This is a genomic window from Paenibacillus sp. GCM10027626 (assembly GCF_042676285.1).
Classification (GTDB): Bacteria; Bacillota; Bacilli; order Paenibacillales; family Paenibacillaceae; genus Paenibacillus_Z.
This window is the reverse complement of the sequence record NZ_JBHTHC010000005.1, coordinates 335,144-356,183: the sequence shown is the minus strand read 5'-3', so window position 1 is coordinate 356,183 and position 21,040 is coordinate 335,144. Positions and strand designations below refer to the sequence as shown.

Genomic DNA, 21,040 nt, shown 5'->3' with positions numbered 1-21,040 from the left:
TGTTACAATGGGGGTATACGAGTGGTGACAGCCACCGACTGATAAGGAGGCGTAGTTGCATGTCATTTAAAGTAGCCTTTATTGGCGCCGGAAGTATCGGTTTTACGCGAAGTTTGCTGCGGGATTTGCTTACGGTGCCGGAGTTCAGCGAGCTTGAAGTTGCTTTTACGGACATTAATCCGCATAACCTTGATATGGTGACTCAGCTCTGCCAGCGGGATATTCGGGAGAACGGATTAGCGATTCAGATCCATCCGACGACTGATCGCCGGGAAGCGCTGCGCGGCGCGCGTTATATCTTTTGTACAGTTCGCATCGGCGGGCTCGAAGCCTTCAAGCACGATATCGATATCCCGCTCAAATACGGGGTCGATCAATGCATAGGCGATACATTGTGCGCCGGCGGCATTATGTACGGCCAGCGCGGTATCAACGAAATGCTGAATATATGCCGGGATATCCGCGAGGTGGCGGAGCCTGACGCGCTGCTGCTCAATTATGCCAATCCGATGGCGATGATCACTTGGGCGTGCAATCAATATGGCGGCGTGCGAACGATTGGGTTATGCCATGGCGTTCAGGGCGGTCATCGGCAAATCGCCGATGTGTTTGGGCTGGAGAAGCAGGATGTGGATATTATTTGTGCGGGCATCAATCACCAGACCTGGTATATTCAAGTGAAGCACCGCGGCAAGGATATGACCGGCAAGCTGCTTGCCGCATTCGAAAACCACGCCGAGTACAGCAAGACGGAAAAAGTGCGCATCGATATGCTGCGCCGCTTCGGCTATTATTCTACGGAGTCGAACGGCCATCTGAGCGAGTATTTGCCGTGGTATCGGAAGCGCGCGGAAGAAATTAACGACTGGATCGATCTGGGAAGCTGGATTAATGGCGAGACCGGAGGCTATTTGCGGATCAGTACGGAAGGCCGCAATTGGTTTGAGACCGATTTTCCAAATTGGCTGAAAGATGCGCCAATGGAGTATACAGCAGAAAAGCGCGGCGAGGAGCATGGCTCCTACATCATTGAGGCGTTGGAGACAGGGCGGGTCTATCGGGGCCACTTCAACATGCGCAATGACGGCATCATTGCCAATCTGCCGCCTGATGCGATTATCGAGGCGCCGGGATATGTCGACCGCAACGGCATTAACATGCCGCAAGTCGGCGACTTGCCGCTCGGCTGCGCGGCGGTCTGTAACGCGAGCATCTCGGTGCAGCGGCTGGCGGTGGAAGCGGCTGTGCATGGCGACGATCAGTTGCTGCGCCAGGCGATGATGATGGATCCGCTCGTCGGTGCGGTGTGCAATCCGCGCGAGATTTGGCAGATGGTCGATGAGCTGCTGGTTGCGCAGGAGGCGTGGCTGCCGCAATATGCTGCGGCGATCGCTGAAGCGAAGCAGCGGCTTGCGGCCGGCAGCCTGCTGCCGACCCGCGAAGGCTATGCAGGGGCGGCGCGGCTTCCGGTGAAGTCGGTGGCGGAAATGATGCTCAGCCGCGAAGAGACGAACCGCATGATCGGGGAGTCGGATAAGGCGAAGGAGCGTCCTGCTGCGGCGCAATAAGCAGATTTATCAAGACAGTTTAACGGCGGTTGTTCTTTACATCGTCTTTGTTTCTGACTATACTGGGTGCAAGCCAACACAATAACAAGTTTGACAGTCGCGAAGCACGCGCTGCCTGTATATCCTGATCGTCAGGAGATGCAGACGGTGCGTGCTTTTTTGATTTTATAGAATTTATATGTTTTACCTGATAAATTCTATAAAATTTCAGGGGAAGAAACTTGCCTCGCGTCAAGGATGGCGTCAGCCGTTTCTTCTCAGCGTGGAAAAAAGAAGGACGGATGTCTTCCTTAGGGTTATTGGCGGGGCTGGATATGATACAATGGGAGGAGAAAAGATGAAAGCGGCAGAACGTCAAACAGAGCAACAAACAATGTTGATAGCAGCACAACAAACACAACAGAAAGCACAGCAAGGAAACACTTTAGAGGTACAAAGGCTCAATCCGAAAAATGACTTTCTGTTTAAGCGGCTGTTCGGTGAGGAAGCAGGCAAAGGGCTGCTGATCGGATTGTTGAATGCCGTCTTGCGGCGAGAAGGGGAACGGGCGATAACGGATGTGTCGATAGTGGGAGATACGAAGCTGGCGCGTGAGCTAATCGAGGATAAGGAGTCGATACTGGACATTTTGTGCGAGGTGGAAGACCGGGAAAAAGTAAATGTGGAAATGCAGGTACGCCGGTTCGAACGAATGGATCTTCGAAGTTTGTTCTATGTGGGCAAGCTTTTAACCGACTCGCTGCAGAACGGCCAGCCCTATCAAAACTTGATGCGGTCCATCGGGATAAATATTTTGGACCATAATTATCTCCCGCTGGAGAAGTACCACAGTACGTTTCACTTGTACGAGGATGAAGAGCGGCATTATATGCTAAGCGATATATTGGAGCTGCATTTTATTGAATGTCCGAAGTTTCGAAGGCTGCCCTTCAATATCAATGATCCGCTGCACCGGTGGCTGCGTTTTTTGGAGCAAGGAACACCAGCTGAACAAATGGAGGAGCTGATGAAGGTGGACGAAGTGATAAAGGAAGCCGAGGCGCGTTTGAGTTACTTGGCCAGTGATGAGGAAACCCGGAGGCGGTATGCGATGCGGGAGAAGGCGCTGCATGACCGCGCTAGCTGGCTGGAGGACGCGCGGACGGCAGGACTAAAGGAAGGATTTGAACAAGGAATAGAAAAAGGTAATCGAAAAACAGCGCTTAAGATGCTAGAAGAAGGATTGGACATTACGCTTATAGGTCGAATAACGGGTTTATCTGAAAATGAAATCATGCAATTGAAGAAAGTTGTGAAAGATAATCCTAGGTGAAGAGTGAAAAGAATTAAAAATCTCGTTAAGGAGGAACTACATGCTAGCAACAATTGAACAAAAAGAAGAAAACTATATTGTCCGTTTTGAACGCAGGTGGGATTATCCGGTTGAGCAGGTATGGGCATGGCTGACGGAAAATGAAAAGCTGGTGCAGTGGTTTCCAGAACTGCAGATTGAAGAATTGCGTGAAGGCGGATATCTAAAGTTTGATATGCAGGACGGTACGTTTGTGGATATGAAAATTACGGCTTTGGCGGCCGGGAAGATGTTGGAGTATGAATGGGGCGGGGATCGGGTACGTTTTGAATTGACGGCGGTTAGTTCGGGTGGATGCCGCTTAGCGCTGATCGAAACAATCAAACAAATAACGCCGCATACTCCAAAGGATCTTGCGGGCTGGGATGTATGTATGGATGTGATTGCCGCTCTGCTGGCCGGAGAAAAGGTGGACGATCGGATGAGTATATGGAAAGTGAAGTACGAGCAATATGTGAAATTGTTGGAAGGTTGTGCAGACATGTAACCTTTTCTCGCCAACCTGGCACCTGTATGCAGCAAAGAAGAAAGGAAGCGTACACCAATTGATGCTGGAATGGATAGAGGAAGCAAAGCAGGGAAATCATGCAGCGTTCGGGCGGCTTGTCAGGAAGTTTTTCGCCATGGCATATGTTGTTGCTTATGAACAATTACATGACGTCTACATGGCAGAGGATGCCGTACAGGAGGCGATGATGGAAGCATTTATGCATCTTCAGCAGTTGCAGGACCCTGAGGCTTTTCCTGGCTGGTTGAAAGTAATTGTCATTCGTCAATGCCATCGTTTCATACGGAAAAAGCGTCATCAGGCCGTTCCGCTGAATGAAGCTTTGCATGCGGCTGATCATCAGTCTGATGTTCATGAAATTGCTGAACGCCGGGATCGGCATAGACAACTGTATGCTTCGATCGCGGCCTTATCGGACAATCTGCGTATCGTGGTGCAGCTGTTCTATTTTGAAGGCTATTCGCTGCAAGAGATTTCAGCCTTTTTGGGCATATCTGTATCCGGACTGAAAAAGCGGTTATCCGATGCGCGTAACAAGCTCCGCGGGGCGCTGGCGGTTGCCGATTTTGTTTCGGTGTTTAGCCAGCTCTACGAGGGAGGACAAAAGATGCTGCATATTGTGAATGGCGACACGGTAGGGGATAAGCTGCGGGCAGGCGTTGTTGAGGGTGATATTTTAGTATGGCGCGAGGTGTACTCTGAAGGCCCGGTGTTCACAGATGGTGCGGTGCCGAGTAATCGGCAGGTGCGGGCGCGATATTTGGAAAATGCTATGGGAATTCCGTATGACGAATTTGTCCGGACAAGCGAAGCCCAGGAACGAATACTCGCTGATTTTAAAAAATATGATGACATCGTGCTATGGTTTGAGCATGATCTGTTTGATCAGACGATGCTCTGCTTTCTATTGCACTGGTTTTCTGGCCAGTCGTTAGGAAAGACTAGGCTTCACTTATTATGCATTGGCGATTTCCCGGAGTTCCATTATTCCGGGGGCTGGGACAATTATCTGTGGAGCAAATGAAGATGTTGTCTGGAACATGGAAAGTAATCGGGCAAGAGGAACTGCAGCTTGGCAAAGCGGTATGGGAGGCCTACACTGCTGATCCGGGGGAACTGCAGCGGGTTTTGGAGCAGGATACATCGGCATTGCCGTTTGTTGAACAAGCTTTTCGACTGCATTTGGCCTGCTATCCTGCTATGAACAATGGGCTAGGAATTGTGGAACGTACAACATTAGAAAAGGTAGCAGCTGGCGTGAATGCCCCTTTTGAGCTTTTTAGACATGTGGGAGATCAATTGCATCAGCTAGGGATGGGAGATTTGCAATATTGGGTCTTTTTAAATCAAATGTGCAGCGGCTCGCATCCGTTGTTGAAACTGGAGGGTGCAGCAATATTTCCTGACTATAAGCAATCCCCGGATGGATTTGCGAAATCTACATTAGCTTTGACCGATTATGGTAAACGTGTGCTCCAAAATGAAGCGGACTGGGTGTCCGATAACGGAATCAACCGGTGGTACGGAGGCGTGCATCTGCAAGGGAAAGCGATTCGGTGGAGATGGGATACTGATGCAGCAAAGTTGGTCGAAATGGATGGAGTATAGCAAGAAAAGCGTGATTTTTTGGAAAATAGGCAAGAAACGATGAGAAATTGTGCTCTTATTCCGCGTATTCTAGATTTGTAGAATTGTGAGGATAGGGGAGTAGGCCAGATGAGTGAACATTATGAGCGATTTGAGGATCGAATCCGTACCGGGAAGCAGGAAGCAGTTGCGCGGAAAAGTCGTTATTCTCCGTATTGTGATTTTATTTACTACCGATCTTCGCGGGATCAGGAGCTGCAATTGGCGATGCGTGTACTTAAGCCGCGGCACCCAGCCAAAATGTTAGTAACGACTCATGGCTGGCATATGAGCATACCGCCATTTGAGTATATGGAAGAGCCATTTAATAAGGATTATCTTGTTATTGAAGTAGATATGCGGGGAAGAGCTTATTCGGACGGGGAAGCGGATTGCAATGGCTGGGAGCTGCTTGATATCATCGATGCCGTTAATTATGTGAGAAAGCATTACGCTGCTTGTATCATTGATCCGGAGATTGTCTACTTTGAAGCAGGGAGCGGTGGAGGCGGCAATGCCTACGCACTTGCCGGCAAATTTCCCGATTTCTTCACTGCTGTAACGGCGCTGTGCGGGATTAGCAATTATGCGCTCTGGTATAATGATGATGATACGGGAGAGTTTCGCGATGAACTGGATGTGTGGATTGGTTGTTCGCCAGAGACGCACCCGATGGCCTATGAGTCACGCAGCGGTCTGGCCTTGGCAGCTAACTTATTGACACCGTTATTTATTTGTCATGGCGAAACCGATATTCGCGTTCCGGTTGCTCATGCCAGACGCTATGTGCAACAGTCGGAGCTACTTGGCAAGAATGAGCTGGTAACGTATTTGGAGCTTCCGGGTGTAGGGACGAGAGATCACTGGGGCAATGCTGCCGCTGAGCAGATGGAGCAGCTTGGCATGCGAAGCGAGCGGCATCGCCAAAAGCATAGCCAGACCGTCGAAATACCGGTGCGCGGCTCTTTTATTGTGGCCGGGTATTTGTATACGAAGCGTTTTTCTGTCGTCCTGGATTCGTTGGATCAAATTGCACGCATAGACTATGATTTGGAGTATGGCGAGTTTAAAGTGACGGGACATAAACAAGGTGGCTATACATTGAACGTCTATTAATAAAATGCGCACGAGCCAAGGGACTTCATGGAGAAGGACGACGGAACGTGTGCATTTTTTTGATGAGATAGAATTTGTTGATTCGTCAGTTTGATGAACAGACTAAGGTTGAAATGGCTAATTTAATAAGTTAATCTATATACATAGAATAACGATGTAATGGAGGAGCATAAAATTTGCATAACGAGATGATAAAAGGCTATATTGATGCGATCATTTTGTCCGTGCTGAATCGCCAGGATACATATGGTTACGAGATTTCGAAAGTTGTGCAGGAAGAAACCGCGGGGAAGCTGGAGCTTAAAGAAGGGACGATGTATCCCGCTTTGAAACGGATGGAGGCTCATGGATTTATTGAGAGCTACTGGGATGATCGTGTATCAGGGCCAAGACGGAAATATTATCGCATTACGAAAACTGGACGCAAGCAATTGGAAGAAAACAGACGGTTATGGACAGAAAATATTGATATTATTAACTCAAGTTTCGCAGCTTAATTTTGGCATCAAAGCCTTGATATAGCTGGGCAAACTTGAAATCCATTGCTGTACTTGACCTAAAATAGCAGACTTCTCCCGTTTGTTTTTCGTTTGGGAGAGCTCAAGGAAGAAAGCGAAGATTTGCTGTAAAGCTGCTTTCAGATCGAGGTCTCGGATTTCATCGGAAAACAAGAAAAATAACCCGCCAAGTGAACGCTGATCCTGATGCCCACGTCGTTCCCACTCCATTAAAAGATAGCGAGTGAAGACGCCGGACCTTCTCGCCATGAAAGACTTGAAGTGGGACGTCGTAACATATCCGTCGAATAAAAGCGGCTCCCGGCGTAGGACAACGGGTGGACTAGCCGATGATGTCGATCACGAGCACGAGCAAGGTAAAGGATGCGGCGATGCAGATCATATCCGTCATTTTGTCGGATGAAGTCCAAACCGAGATGACCAAAAACTTGCAATCGTCCGTATTGAAAGATCCGAAGATCAACGCTCAATTCGGCAAAGCGACCCCGGAGCTTTCTTCGAAAAACGTAGTCGCCTTCACGAAGCCAAAAGTAGCGGTGTTGAAGCCGTTCGGTTTCGTACAGGTAGGCAGCGCGGCCGGTATTCCGATCGCGGCCTTTATGGATCTGCTCTATGCGGGCAAGGACGTGAACACGGTGCTGCGCGAAGCCGATGAGAAGATGACCAAAGTCAATGTGGGAGAGCTTCAAAAAATAAAATGACCCGGCAATAGATAAACTAGAGCGTGTCTTCAAACTATAAATCCATTCCAAAACATGGTAATCTAACCCTATGAGAAGACGATACGAAATACGTGACGATCAATGGGATCAAATTAAGGATTTATTGCCACCAGAACGAAAACGACAAGGTGGACGAATTGCAAAAGACAACCGCATAATGCTGAACGCCATGCTTTGGGTCGCGAGATCCGGAGCACCGTGGCGGGACCTTCCTGAACATTACGGCTCATGGTAGACCTTTTATACGCGTTTCCGTCGCTGGCAGCTCGCGGGTGTATGGGACGAAATTCTGAAGCATATTTCCATAGCCCCTGATTTTGAACATATCATGATCGATGCTACCATCGTCCGCGTCCACCAACATGGAGCGGGTGCAAAAGGGGGCAGCATTTCCAGGCCATCGGACGCTCCAGAGGCGGAATAACGACCAAAATTCATGCCATCGTAGATGCGCTTGGCAATCCAATACGCTATGAATTGACCGCCGGCAATAGCCACGACTGTGTGAAAGGCTATGAAATGCTTCAAGAAATGGATCTCGCAGGCAAGACTGTAATTGCCGATCGAGGGTATGGCATGAACAACATTCTGGAACTGATCGAGAAGCAACAAGCGATAGCTGTCATTCCGAGTCGGAAACTTCGAAAAGTCCAGCGAAAGTGCGATTGGTGGCTCCACAAAGAACGCCATCTTGTGGAATGTCTATTCAACAAGCTCAAACACTATCGCAGACTCGCTACTCGTTACGATAAGCTAACCTGTACATTTGCGGCCTTTTTATCGCTGGCCTCTATTTTGTTATGGTTACATTAGGTTTGAAGACACGCTCTAGCCTGCGAGCGATTGCAGGCTATCTTTTTTATATAACCGCCGGAAACGGTTAATAGGCGTTCTTATACAATAGTCGCACGAGCTGCTATGTAAGACGATTCCGTAGCGTTCGAGGGCGGATTCCGGAAAGTCGTCCGTTTCATGAAGGCGAACCCGCAGCGTACGGCATAGTCACTCGATTGTGCTCAAGCTAGTCAAGGAATTCGACAAGCGACACGCTTGGAAACGCATCGAAGCCAGAGTGGTTCAATTGGAATGACCATTACCATAATTTCACATGCAAAAATGAAAGCGCTTCGTCACTGGGGAGGGGGAAGTTATCCCCATGTGGACAATTGTTTCGATTCTCGCTGGTCCTACTATCGCTTATTCACAGTCCTCAAACCGCTCTTGGATGATCACCTTTGCATCCTGATGGGCTTTCAAAATTTAGGTTCATTTCTTTGCCCCAGATCTGCTACAGTACAATAACAGCGTACCAGGTTTGCGATGGCGCTTGAGCAGGGCACGGAATACTGTTTTATATATGAAAGCGCCTACATTATGAAGATTATTTAGGGGGATATGCAGATGATGACCATTCTTATTGTTGATGATAATCCATCAGATCGAAAGGGTATACGTGGTTTGATCGACTGGGCTTCTCTCCAAATCGAAGTGGTTGGGCTTGCTGTTAACGGGTTGGATGGCTACAGACAAGCTGTTGAAAGAAAGCCTGATTTTGTCCTGACGGATGTCTCTATGCCTGTTCTGGATGGCATTAAGATGACGCAGAAGATTAAAGCTGAGCTGCCAGAAACAAAGTTTATTTTTATGAGCTGTTTTGACGACTATGAATATTTAAAAGGTGCGATTGATCTAGAGGTTTATGGCTATATATTAAAGCCGATCGATTTGCAGGAGTTAACGCAAACCATTGAAAAGGTAAAACATATAAAGATGATGGAAGCCGAGAAGGAGCAGAACGAACAGAGGCTAAGACAGCAGCTTCAAGAAAGCATGCCCCTTCTTCAGGAGCAATTAATCCGGGATCTGTTATATGGGAAATTAGAGGATGAGCAGGATATAAGGGAGCGCATGAAATACCTGGGCATGGATTTTACGAATAAATATGTTGCGGTGCTCTTTATGCAAATTGACAATTTTGATGTTTTATATACGGAACTATCCATAGAAGACAGGCAAATGATAATTTACAGCATACAGAAGTGTGTGGAAGAAACGATTTTACAGGACATTCAGGGCTACGTGACCAATCAACAGCATAACAGTCTGGCGATCATTCTTATGATGCAGGATGCAAACCGTGAGGAAATGCTTACTGCCATCATTGATTCAGCCAACAGCTGCAAAGAAGCGGTTAATCAAAAAGGCTTGCATATCACGATTGGCATCACGGAGTTTTCCAGCAGCCTGAAGACGCTGCCTGACTTATTCCAAACTGCTGAATATGCGGTAAAATCAAAGTTTTTTGGCAGTGGCAACCGCATTATTATGGCATCAGAAGTAAAGGAGCCCGATACCGGGTTTCAATACAATATACTGGAAATCAAACGGAGCATAGAACGGCTTGTTGAAAGCGGAGAGGAAGAAGGAGTTGCTGCGTTTCTGGATGTTTATTATAACACAGCGGTGTTATATCCCGAGACGTATGTAAAAAGCCTGGCATTTTCGATTATCAATGTGGTACAAACGATTTTGATTGAGCGAAATGAAAGCTATGAGAGTGTTTTCGGGTATGATCTGGATGTCTGGAATAAGCTGCAACGGTTTGAAACCATGATGGATATTAAAGGTTGGTTGTTTAGCATGATTAACACCGTCAGAACATTTCTCAACAAAGCGGCAAATGGGCGCTACCAGAAGGTAGTGGAGGAAATTAAAGCGATTATCGAAAAAAGATACACGGAGATCGACAATGTGAGTCAAATCGTCAGTTCACTATATATTAGCGCAAGCCATGCCAACTTCATCTTCAAAAGTCAAACCGGGCAAACGATTTTCGATTATTTGATTATGCGAAGAATGGAAGCTGCTAAAGGGATGCTGTTGAATCCCGAAATGAAAATTTATGAGATTGCAGAGAAGTCGGGGTATAAAACGAACTCTTATTTTGCATCTGTATTTAAAGAATATACCGGATTATCACCTAAGCAGTTCAGGGATCGGCACTCAACGTGAAATGGGGAGGAACAGTTGATAACAAAGCTGATTAGATCGGTTGTACCGACTTCCACGCTGAAAAGCAGAATTTTCAAAAATCTGATTGCATTCACCATGCTTCCCTTTGTGCTGATTGCCGTCATCATTTGTATAAATACGTATCACGATATTACGAAAAAATATTCAGATCATGTGAGAGAGCGTATCAATGAAAGCAGCAACTTCATCAATGAAACACTGGTCAAGTATATTGATAAAAGCAGCTCGATTATTACCAATCAGTATCTGATTAATCATCTTCAAAAAGATTACAGCGGCAATCTGGAGCAGATGATCTATTTCATGGACAATATAAACGCGATGATCAGTGAGCCCTTTAGCGGTCATATCAAGAGTCCTTACATCATTCATACTTCCAATCAGTCGCTATATGAAGGAAAATTTGTCCATGTTATGGAAGAAACAAGCGCGAATGATTGGCTTGTCAAAGCCGCGAGCGCACCCGCCACAGAAATTTTGTGGGAGCAGCAGCTGACGCTGAAAAACAAGGAGAAGTATGTCACCTTTTATCGCAATATAGTAGACTTTAATATTTCTGTTAGCATTCTGGAAGTGAATATCCCCTATACAGTACTGGAAGCCATAATAGACAATAGCGGAATCCAGGGGAATGCGTTGATATTTTTAGTGAACGATCAGGGGGATGTCCTGCAATTTACCAACCATTCCAATGTAATAGTAAACAACGTCCATGACATTACACCTGAAAATTTTGTGATGCAGAGCGAAAAATTAAAAAACGGGCATACCTTAACCGTAGCTCTCCCCAGAAAAGAAATATATAAGCAAACCTTGACGACCCTGTTGCTTTTATCGGTGTTTTTTTTCGTGTATGTAGCGCTTATGCTGATTGCTTCCCATTTCACCTCCCGGAAAATTACGCAAAATTTGCAAAGCTTTATTAACCAGATCAAGCAGAAGGAGAGCCTCTTGCTGAATGAAAATTTGATTGAGATCGAGGGGGATGACGAGGTTGCGATCATCAAACAGAAATTTAAAACCCTCATAAGCAGAATGAATGAGATATACCAGCATAACAACGCACTGGAAATCGATCTGTTGCAATCACGAATCAACCCGCATCTTCTCTATAATTCTTTGTCTGTCATTAAATGGACGGCATCCTGGAACAAAGATCAGAAAACGATTGATATCGTCAATGCCTTAACCAAATATTACAGGACTGCTTTAAATAAAGGGAATCAAATCATTCAAATAAGCGCTGAGCTGGAAATGATCGAGGAATATGTAAAGATTAACGTTCATTCGCATTCTTGCGACTATCGTCTGGAGGTTGAGCTTGAGGAAGGAATAGCCCAATATTATACGTTTAAGCATTTGCTTCAACCGATTGTAGAAAATGCCATCCTGCATGGACTCAACGGAAAGGAAGAAGATGCAAGGATTACGATTAAGGGATATTGGAATCAATCAGATATTGTATTCGAGGTTAGCGATAATGGGCGAGGAATGGAGCAGGAAACGATTGCGAATTTGATGAACGATACGTATTCGGCATCGGCAAGCTTTGGCGGGTACGGGATCAGAAATGTAAGGAGACGGCTGCAAGCTTATTATGGAAATGGATATATCATCCAGATACAGAGCGAAATCGGCAAAGGTACGATGGTTTTGGTTCCAATAGCGGCTCTGAATGAACAAGAATTGACGGGCCGAAAGAAGAGCGGGACGGCTTCGTCGTGACGAACCTCGCTTTTTCTTGTTTTCAAGCAAATAGTGATAGTTTTCATGAGATTGTTGTCTGGAAACGACCTAGGCAATTCCATACAATCAGAGTGTGCCGCAAGATATACAAGTACAACAAAGAGAAGGGAGCCCTACTTATCGTTATCGACAAAATCATTCGGTACAGGTTTTTATACCTGCTCATTTCGGGGGCATTTGTCTGGACAGTCATCTTCTGTTATTTGCCCATGATTGGGATTATCATGTCGTTCCAGGAATTTAACATTTTCAAAGGATTTTTGGGGAGCCCATTCGTCGGGTTGAAACATTTTGTGACGATTTTCACGGATCCGATGTTTTTGAAAGCGATAGGCAATACGATTTGGTATAGCTCGCTTATTCTCGTTCTCGGTTTTCCCCTGCCGATTATACTCGCGTTAATGTTTAACGAGCTGAGAGGGAAATATTTCAAAAGGGTCGTGCAAACGATCAGTTATTTACCTTATTTTTTGTCCTGGATTTCGGTAGTTGCTCTGTTCTACAGCTTTTTTGAAATGAGCGGCCCATTCAATGATTTCAAGGTTTTCCTCTTCGGAGAAGGCGCGGAACGGACGAATGTCCTCATGGACCCCGACAACTTTGCAGGCATTCTCTTTGGCTCGCATCTCTGGAAAAATGTTGGTTGGTCGTCTGTCATCTTCCTGGCGGCTATTGCCGGAATCGATTCCCAGCTTTATGAGGCGGCCGTAGTGGATGGAGCCAGCAGATGGAAGCAAATTGTTCATATCACGCTGCCTGGAATACTGCCAACGGCGATGATTATTTTTATTCTCAATTCCGGCGGTCTCGTTACGGCGAATTTTGAACAGGTTTTCGGATTCCAAAATCTTTACACCGTAGAGCAAACGCAGGTTGTCAATACCGTGGTTTACAAACTGGGTGTGCAGCAAGGGAATTATTCGTTGGCTACAGCCTTTGGCTTGGCGCAAGGCATCGTCTCTTTCCTTATTGTCTATATCGTGAACCGCGTATCGAGGAAAGTAAGCAGTATCAGTATTTGGTAAAGGAGCAGGATCGTGCGACAGAGCATAGGCGTTCGGATGTTCAATGTTTATAATATCATGTTCATGATCGTCTTAAGTGTGATTACGATCTATCCCTATTTGAATCAGCTTGCCGTTTCTTTGAATGATGGGGAGGACACGATATTCGGCGGCATTACGTTATTTCCAAGAGTATTTACCTGGGAAAATTATCGTACGGTTTTTACGAATGCGGGTTTTCTTGATTCCTTGATGATTTCTTTCCTCCGAGTCGTTTCAGGAACGGCATTAGGGATTCTGTTAATAACAGGCGCGGCGTATGCCTTGACGAAAAGAGACCTTCCTGGGAAAAATTTCCTGATCAACTTTCTGATTATCCCGACCTTTATTTCAGGAGGGTTGATCCCGACGTACATGTTATACCGGTATTTGCATTTGATGAATAATTTTCTCGTTTATGTGATTCCGATGGCTTTTGTTTTTTACTATATGATCATCGTTCGCACCTATTTTCAGTCGATACCGAAAAGCCTGGAAGAATCAGCGTTAATCGATGGAGCCAATGAAGTGCAGATCATGTTTAAAATTATGATTCCGCTTTCAATGCCGGTTATGGCGACGGTGACGTTATGGCTGGCTGTGGCACACTGGAATGACTGGACAACCTCGCTTTATTTTGTAACGAAAAAAAATCTCTACACGCTGCAATTTATTATGTACAAGGTGGTCAAGGAAGCGGAGCTTGTGAATGAAATGGCAAAGGCAAGCGCAATGTCCGGGGGAGACGCACAAAGCTTTAAGGTTACGGCGGAATCCGTAAAGGCGGCTACGCTGATCGTGGCAACGCTTCCTATCGTCTTGCTCTATCCCTTTCTGCAAAAATATTTTATCCAGGGTATCATGATTGGCGCCGTTAAAGAGTAGATTTTGCGCTGGATGCTGGATATAATGCCGCAAGGTGTTTATCATATTCTAATTTCTAAATACAGGAAAGGGGAAGGGGTTCAATGGGTTCTATGAAACGAAGCTTTGCCAAGCCGGTTGGTCTGTTTCTTACTGTCGCGATGATGGGCAGTCTGTTTGCAGGCTGTACGTCAGACGGAAGCAAAAAGGAGGGGTCGCCGTCACCATCAGGTTCATCAACAAGCCCACAAGCATCTTCAACCGCGCCTGTGGGGTATACGCCTTCGAAGGAGCTTCAGATTACCATCTGGAATACGCAAGGGACGGATGTGCAGGCGGTCGAGAAACCGAAGGAGGATATTCCGGGAGACTGGCTTGCCGCAAAAACAAAGGTGAAAATTAAAGAATTTTACGGAAATGGCGGGCAGCAGTGGGAACCGAAGCTGACAGCGCTCGTTGCAGGCGGTAATTTGCCGAACCTCGTTCTCACCCAGTCCCAACAAGGGCCGGCGCATCATGCGAAGCTGCATGAAGGGGATTTGAACTGGGAGCTGACGCCAGAGATGCTCCAGAAATACGCTCCCGACGTATGGAAGGCGGTACCGAAATATATTTGGGAGTCTATCAAAATAAACGGAAAAATATATGGTGTTCCTTTCTCTTTAATGGTAGATAAAGAGATGGATGCGACATTAAGCGATAAATTCGTGGATGCGTTCTCGACGCCGAAAGACCGTTTGACTTGGTCAGGCACCTCAACCAACCCCCTGGCCATCAGAGATGATATTCTGAAAAAGCTTATACCAACGGCCAAGGACTATGCAGAAATTATGAATCTGATCAAAGCGAATAATGCGCCGATCGGAGACAAGCTGGTATTGCCGATCAAATCAACAGAAGAGTACAAAAAGCTGATGTATGACATCAGGGATATGGGGCTTAAAGAAGGGAACAAGCCGGTCTATTCCTTCGGATACGACGGCGGCGATAACTGGTTGGCTTTGGCTGTACTCGGAGCTGAAATGTTAGGATATAAAGGCGGCTATTACTATACGGGGTATATGAATATCCCGCAGAAGAAGATGGAATTCGGTTATGCGAACCCTGTCATCAAGCAAGCAGGGAGCATCCAGAACCAAATGATTAACGATAAGGTCATTGATCCGGAGTCTCTGGTGCATAACGCGGAAAAGTTCAAAGAAAAGGTTATGAATGGTCAATATGCGATTATTGCCCCAGGCTGGGTAGGCGGGATTGATAAGGTGAACCAGGAGTTGGAGAAATCCGGGAAAACCTATCATTATGTTCCTTTCTTTACGCAGGTTCCACAGCTTCCGGAATTTCTGGCGTTTAAAGAAGGACCGCCTACTTTCGCAGAAACGTTATCGTTATTGAAAACGTTGAAGGAAGATGAAGTCCCGCAGGTGTTGAATTGGATCAACACGCAGTTCACCAAGGAATGGGAAGAGATCAAGTTCTGGGGAACCAAGGAAGCTGCGTTATATACGGCGAACGCCGATGGCACACGGACGTTCAAAGATGCGAACATGCAAAAGCTTTTGGTCGATGGGGATATGAAGGCGATGGACTGGCGGGATGCGAAAGGTCTGAATTTCAACAATAAGCCTTACTCCGGCGGCACACCAGGTTTCTGGACAGGCGTTGGGCAATGGGGCGCGGCAAGTATTTATTCACCGGCTTTCTTTAATAACAAAATCAGCTTCCAAACGTTGGCCAGAGCGATGAGAATTCCTTCAGGCAGCGAGTGGACCAAAGGATTCACCCCTGTTCCTAACATCCAGGCATGGTCAGCTGAATATGCCAACATTCCGGAAGTGCAGAAGCTGTGGGCGACGCGGGCTTCCTGGGATGATCCGTTCAAGGTTACGCTGACGGCTAAGAATGAAGAAGAGTTCAATAAGAAATGGGATGCGGCGCTAGCCAATGCGAGAAAAGTCGTAGATATCGATAAAATGCTGGAAGAGCAGACGAAAGTTGCCTTGCCTTTGCTTGAGAAACGTGCCAAGTAGTGGATAATGGTTGTCAGGAAAGATCGTATTGATCTTTCCTGTTGATTTTCTTAACCCGAGTACAATACGAAATGGGCGGGAGGCGTAGTAGAAATGAAAAAAATGGTTGCCGCTTTTTTGATGATTGCCTTGCTGCTTTCCTGTATAAGTCCAGGCCTTGCTTTTGCCGCAGGAGAGCCTGTAAGCCTTTCCAACAAAACCAAAACGACCGTTGCGGGATATAATTATGCGCGTTCCAGCGACGGAATCGTACAAGAAGCCCAATATCTTAGCTTTCGGACCAATCAGTGGGTGGAATATGATGTCGTAGCTCCGACAGCCGGGAAGTACAATTTGCTCATGAAAGTAGGGATGCCAGGCGACAAAGAGGTTGCTGTACTTGTAAACGGTACCACTTCATATAGCGGGCACCTTCAGTCAACCGGAGATTACTTTTCTACAATGACGAGATTTGCGGTAACGATGGAACTGAATGCGGGGATCAATACCATTCGGATTACCAACGTGGTTGGCGGCTATTATCTCGAATCGGTCAGCTTTGTTGCAGACAAGACGATTCCCCTTTCCAATGAAGCCATAACCACCGCTCCGGCAAATCATTACTCCGATTCCAGCGGCGGAATCGTCCAAGAAGCCCAATATCTTAGCTTTCAGGGCGGCCAGTGGGTGGAGTATGACGTCATAGCGCCGGCGGACGGAACGTACAATCTGCTCATGAAAGCAGGGATGCCAGGTTCCGCAAGAAAAGTAACCGTACTGGTGAACGATGCCGATCATTATGAGGGTACGCTTGAGCCAACGGGGGATTACTTTTCTACAATGACAAGACTTGCGGCAACCATGCAACTCAAAGCAGGAAGAAACACCATTCGCATAACCAACGTGATTGGCGGCTATTACTTTGAAACGGTAAGTTTTGAGCCTGTTGAACTCATCAATCTTTCCAATGAAGTGACAACTACCGCCCCGGCAAATCAGTACTCGGATTCCAGCGGCGGAATCGCACAAGAAGCCCAATATCTTAGCTTCCAGACCGGCCAGTGGGTGGAGTACGACGTGATGGCGCCAACGGATGGAAATTACAAATTGTTCATGACAGTAGGTATGCCAAATGCCGAAGGAACGAAAGAAGTCACTGTACTTGTAAACGGTACCAATAGTTATAGCGGATTTCTTGAGCCAACAGGGGATTATCTGACTACAGCGCCGAGACTTGCCGCAACGACGCTGCTGAGGAAGGGTAAAAATACCATTCGCATAACCAACGTGATTGGCGGCTATTCCTTCGAATCGGTAAGCTTTGAGCCTGCTGAGAACCCTGTATACATGAACTTGTATGTCAGTGATAACGGGAATGATGCAAATACGGGCGAGCAGAGCAGTCCTTTTAAAACCTTATCACGCGCCAAGCAGGAAGCAGCTGCATTAAGCAATGCGATGACAGGCGATATTGTCGTTAACATCATGCCTGGTTATTATCAGCTTAGTGAAACGGAACGGTTCGACGAGACGCATAGCGGCAAAAATGGTTTTAACATCGTTTATCGCGGTGTAAGTAAAGATTCACCGCCGCTCATTAGCGGAGGTAAGAAGGTAACGGATTGGGAGCAGGTAGATGGTTCCATCTGGAGAGCTAGCCTCGATCAAGAGGAAACGGTAAGAAATTTATATATAGACGGGTTTCCGGCGGTGCGTGCAAGAAGTAAATACACCTATACGTACAACGAGGATTATAAAGTGGCAGGCAGCGCAAATGAAAACGATGGATTTACGACATCTGCCATCAACTTTCCCAAAAATGTAACCCATGCGAACGATATTGAGCTGGTTTGGGATCTGGAATGGGCATCGCAGCGAACGCTTGTCGAGGATATGGCAGTGGAAGGCGATCAGGTCCATTTTATCATGAAGCAGCCTTATTGGTCGGGCAAAAATACACCTGGTACGCATGTTACTACCGTTTCTCGCGGAAAACATTTCTACATTGAAAATGCAAAGGAACTTTTAGATGAGCCGGGTGAGTTTTACTACTCCAAGGATGAAAAGTATATTTATTACTATCCTTACACGGAGCAGAATTTGAATGGCAGTGACATTTTTGTAGGCGACTTGGAGTTCATGTTCCGAATTGAAGGCAGCAGTGCCGCCAATAAAGTTTCCAATCTTGTCTTTGATAATCTTGATATTCGCTATGGTGCCTGGAATGAAGTAAGTACCACAGGGCTAATTCAAGTTCAGGCTGATGCTATTCAGAATATTAACGACAAATCGTCCTTGTTATCAAACTTGATGATGCCTGCGCAGTTTGCTGTGAATAAGGCGACGAATATAAAAATTTTGAACAGCAGCTTTTCCAACCTCGGCTCTGCGGCAATCAGTATGGTAGATGCGGTAAGTGACTCGAAAATTGAAGGCAATGTCATCAGAGACGTCAGCGGAAGCGGCATCATCATTGGAACATGGGAACATCAGAATGTGAAGCCGGGAATGGAAACGGTTAAAAACGTGACGATTAAAAATAATGTCATCCGGCGCGCAGCAAACGAATATCGCGGCACGGTAGGGATCAGTGACTATTATGAATATGGCATTAATATTACGCACAACAGTATTATGGAAATGCCATACACCGGCGTAAGCGTTGGTTGGGGCTGGGGCGCTTATGATTCGAGGACAGCCGGGAACATCAATGTGTCGTATAACTATTTTGAGGATGCTGTGCATTCCTTGAAAGATGGCGCACATCTGTACACATTGGGGTCCAATCCGGGAAGCGTGATTTCCAATAACTACTTCAAGAAAAGCGGGCCGGGCGCCATGCCATTCGGCGGTGTGTATACTGACTCGGGCAGCGGATATTTCAACATACAAAGCAATGTGTTTCAAGATACGCCAACGATGTGGTTTGTAGGTCTGAATAATACACATGATTTAGTTGCGGATAACAACTATGTAGAAGTAGCAAAGAATATCGTGCTTCGATCGCCTACAAATAAGCTCACGAACACCCACGTAATCAGCAATGGCGAATGGCCTGGGGAAGCGGTATCCATCATGCAAAATGCCGGCGTGGAAGCATCATACCAAAACCTGCTTGCTAAAGCGGAGTATCCTTCCTGGATGAGAAGCGTAACGAAAACCGTTCCCAAGCAAGCCTTCAAAAGTAAATACAGTGGAAATACGTGGATTGAAGCAGAGGATTTTATGAAAGGTGGCCAAAATGTTGGCTACTATAAGATAGTCGAGAAGCCTTTTAATAACACATACAGACCTGACGGCGTTCCGCTGATTGCAAGTCTTCCTCTGGGCAACGGATATGTCGTACACGAAGATTTCGCGGGCGAGTGGCTGAAATACGAGCTTGAAATCGCTCAGTCTGACCTTTATGATTTTGAGATTAAGGCATCGCATGCCTGGCCGGCTGGTAATGCTCAACCGGGTGTGAAGGTGTATATTGACGATGTTGAGGTTCTTGCGGCGCCGATTCCGTATGCGCAAGATTGGTTAGCGATTACACGTTATACGTTAGGAAAGGTTAACCTTACTGCAGGTAAGCATACAGCCAAAATAGAGTTTGTAAATAACGGTTTCTATTTCGATGCGTTCCGATTCATTGAAGAGAATGGAGTGGAAATTCCTCAAGACGATCCTGATTTTGATGATGGGCTTGTCGAAATACCATCAAATCCTGTAACGGGAGTAACGCTCGATAAAACGTCCGATGTGTTGAATATCGGTGATTCGGCTACGATTACGGCCACCGTGAGTCCCAACAATGCCATAAACAAGACGGTTTCATTTGCCTCAAGCGACAGTTCGATCGTATCGGTAACCAATACGGTGTATAATTCCGTAGATGGTACGACCACTGTGACGATTAAGGCGACCGGCACCGGGACGGCAACCATCACGGCAATGACGCTGGAGGGATTGAAAACGGCTGTCAGTACGGTGCAAGTGTTGGACCAGGATGCCGTCATGGTTAAATTGGTTGACAGTAATGGCAATCCGTTGAGCGGAGGAACGGTCAAGTATTATGATGGCGGATGGAAAAACTTTGGGGTAACCGATGCTGCCGGCTATATAAGTATGAACTTACCCGATAAAACGTACACGTTCAGCGTATCGTACTTAGGAACCTATAAGGAAATCACGCAGAACACAGGTGCTAATGCGACGGTAGTGTTCCAGACAGTCAACACGACAGTCCAGTTGAAGAATAGTTCAGGGAATCCGCTCAACGGTGGAATCGTGAAATATTATGCCGCCGGCTGGAAAGATTTCGGGACGACGGCCGGAGGAACGGCAAGCAAAGAGTTGTTACCGGGCAACTATACGTTTAGCATGTCTTATCTCGGAACCTATAAGGAAATACCGCAGAACACAGGTGCTAATGCGACAGTAGTGTTCCAGACAGTCAACACGACAGTCCAGTTGAAGGACAGTTTAGGCAATCCGCTCGACGGCGGAATCGTAAAGTATTATGCCGCCGGATGGAAAGACTTCGGGACGACGGCCGGAGGAACGGCAAGCAAGGAGTTGTTACCAGGCAACTACACGTTTAGCATGTCTTATCTCGGAACCTATAAGGAAATACCGCAGAACATAGGCGTTAATGCGACAGTAGTGTTCCAGACAGTCAACACGACAGTCCAGTTGAAGGACAGCCTAGGGAATCCGCTCGAAGGTGGAATCGTAAAATATTATGCCGCCGGATGGAAAGATCTCGGGACCACGGCCGGAGGAACGGCAAGCAAAGAACTGTTGCCGGGCAACTATACGTTTAGTATGTCTTTCTTGGGAAGCTATTTGGAGAAAACGCAGAATACGGGCCCGGATGCAACGGTTGTATTCCAGACGTCGCAATAACGTAGTCGAACAACTGCCTCTGGAATGCCAGCGAGTCCGCATATCG

At 46.6% G+C, this 21,040-nt stretch carries 15 protein-coding genes and 1 pseudogene; all 16 read left to right on the top strand.

The genetic code is table 11. The features are described from left to right. The first annotated feature begins 59 nt into the window (after positions 1 to 59). A complete protein-coding gene (gene melA / locus ACFQ0N_RS12940; protein WP_379326595.1) occupies positions 60 to 1,568 on the top strand; it encodes an alpha-glucosidase/alpha-galactosidase in 1,509 nt (502 codons plus the stop codon). A gap of 337 nt (positions 1,569 to 1,905) precedes the next feature. Next, positions 1,906 to 2,880 carry an Rpn family recombination-promoting nuclease/putative transposase gene (locus tag ACFQ0N_RS12935; RefSeq protein WP_379326593.1) on the top strand — a complete coding sequence of 325 codons (975 nt, stop codon included), beginning with the start codon at positions 1,906 to 1,908 and terminating at the stop codon, positions 2,878 to 2,880. 40 nt (positions 2,881 to 2,920) lie between these two features. Next, positions 2,921 to 3,406 (top strand): SRPBCC family protein, encoded by a 486-nt coding sequence (locus ACFQ0N_RS12930; RefSeq protein ID WP_379326591.1) that lies wholly within the window; start codon positions 2,921 to 2,923, stop codon positions 3,404 to 3,406. Between the two features lie 61 nt (positions 3,407 to 3,467). Continuing rightward, positions 3,468 to 4,451, top strand: coding sequence for a sigma-70 family RNA polymerase sigma factor (locus ACFQ0N_RS12925; protein WP_379326676.1), 984 nt, complete (start codon positions 3,468 to 3,470; stop codon positions 4,449 to 4,451). 2 nt (positions 4,452 to 4,453) lie between these two features. Then, positions 4,454 to 5,035, top strand: coding sequence for a hypothetical protein (locus tag ACFQ0N_RS12920; RefSeq protein WP_379326589.1), 582 nt, complete (start codon positions 4,454 to 4,456; stop codon positions 5,033 to 5,035). A gap of 108 nt (positions 5,036 to 5,143) precedes the next feature. Further along, a complete protein-coding gene (locus ACFQ0N_RS12915; RefSeq protein ID WP_379326587.1) occupies positions 5,144 to 6,169 on the top strand; it encodes an alpha/beta hydrolase family protein in 1,026 nt (341 codons plus the stop codon). Between the two features lie 176 nt (positions 6,170 to 6,345). Further along, positions 6,346 to 6,666 carry a PadR family transcriptional regulator gene (locus ACFQ0N_RS12910; protein ID WP_379326585.1) on the top strand — a complete coding sequence of 107 codons (321 nt, stop codon included), beginning with the start codon at positions 6,346 to 6,348 and terminating at the stop codon, positions 6,664 to 6,666. 350 nt (positions 6,667 to 7,016) lie between these two features. Continuing rightward, on the top strand, positions 7,017 to 7,388 hold the full coding sequence (locus ACFQ0N_RS12905; protein WP_379326583.1) for a type 2 periplasmic-binding domain-containing protein: 372 nt from the start codon (positions 7,017 to 7,019) through the stop codon (positions 7,386 to 7,388). A 70-nt stretch (positions 7,389 to 7,458) separates the two neighbouring features. After that, the gene (locus ACFQ0N_RS12900; RefSeq protein ID WP_379326581.1) at positions 7,459 to 7,644 is read left to right on the top strand and encodes a transposase; all 186 of its coding nucleotides are present in this window, start codon (positions 7,459 to 7,461) and stop codon (positions 7,642 to 7,644) included. A 152-nt stretch (positions 7,645 to 7,796) separates the two neighbouring features. Further along, positions 7,797 to 8,222, top strand: a pseudogene (locus ACFQ0N_RS12895) (IS5 family transposase); the annotation flags it as partial. A 588-nt stretch (positions 8,223 to 8,810) separates the two neighbouring features. Next, a complete protein-coding gene (locus ACFQ0N_RS12890; protein WP_379326579.1) occupies positions 8,811 to 10,421 on the top strand; it encodes a response regulator transcription factor in 1,611 nt (536 codons plus the stop codon). A gap of 15 nt (positions 10,422 to 10,436) precedes the next feature. Beyond that, complete coding sequence (locus ACFQ0N_RS12885) at positions 10,437 to 12,167, top strand: sensor histidine kinase (protein WP_379326577.1); 1,731 nt, start codon at positions 10,437 to 10,439, stop codon at positions 12,165 to 12,167. A gap of 302 nt (positions 12,168 to 12,469) precedes the next feature. Next, entirely contained in the window at positions 12,470 to 13,213 is a 744-nt protein-coding gene (locus tag ACFQ0N_RS12880) for an ABC transporter permease subunit (protein WP_379326574.1), read from the top strand. A gap of 12 nt (positions 13,214 to 13,225) precedes the next feature. Beyond that, on the top strand, positions 13,226 to 14,116 hold the full coding sequence (locus tag ACFQ0N_RS12875; protein WP_379326572.1) for a carbohydrate ABC transporter permease: 891 nt from the start codon (positions 13,226 to 13,228) through the stop codon (positions 14,114 to 14,116). Between the two features lie 83 nt (positions 14,117 to 14,199). After that, positions 14,200 to 16,125, top strand: coding sequence for a type 2 periplasmic-binding domain-containing protein (locus ACFQ0N_RS12870; RefSeq protein ID WP_379326570.1), 1,926 nt, complete (start codon positions 14,200 to 14,202; stop codon positions 16,123 to 16,125). A gap of 93 nt (positions 16,126 to 16,218) precedes the next feature. Next, entirely contained in the window at positions 16,219 to 20,994 is a 4,776-nt protein-coding gene (locus tag ACFQ0N_RS12865; protein WP_379326568.1) for an Ig-like domain-containing protein, read from the top strand. The last annotated feature ends 46 nt before the right edge of the window (positions 20,995 to 21,040 follow it).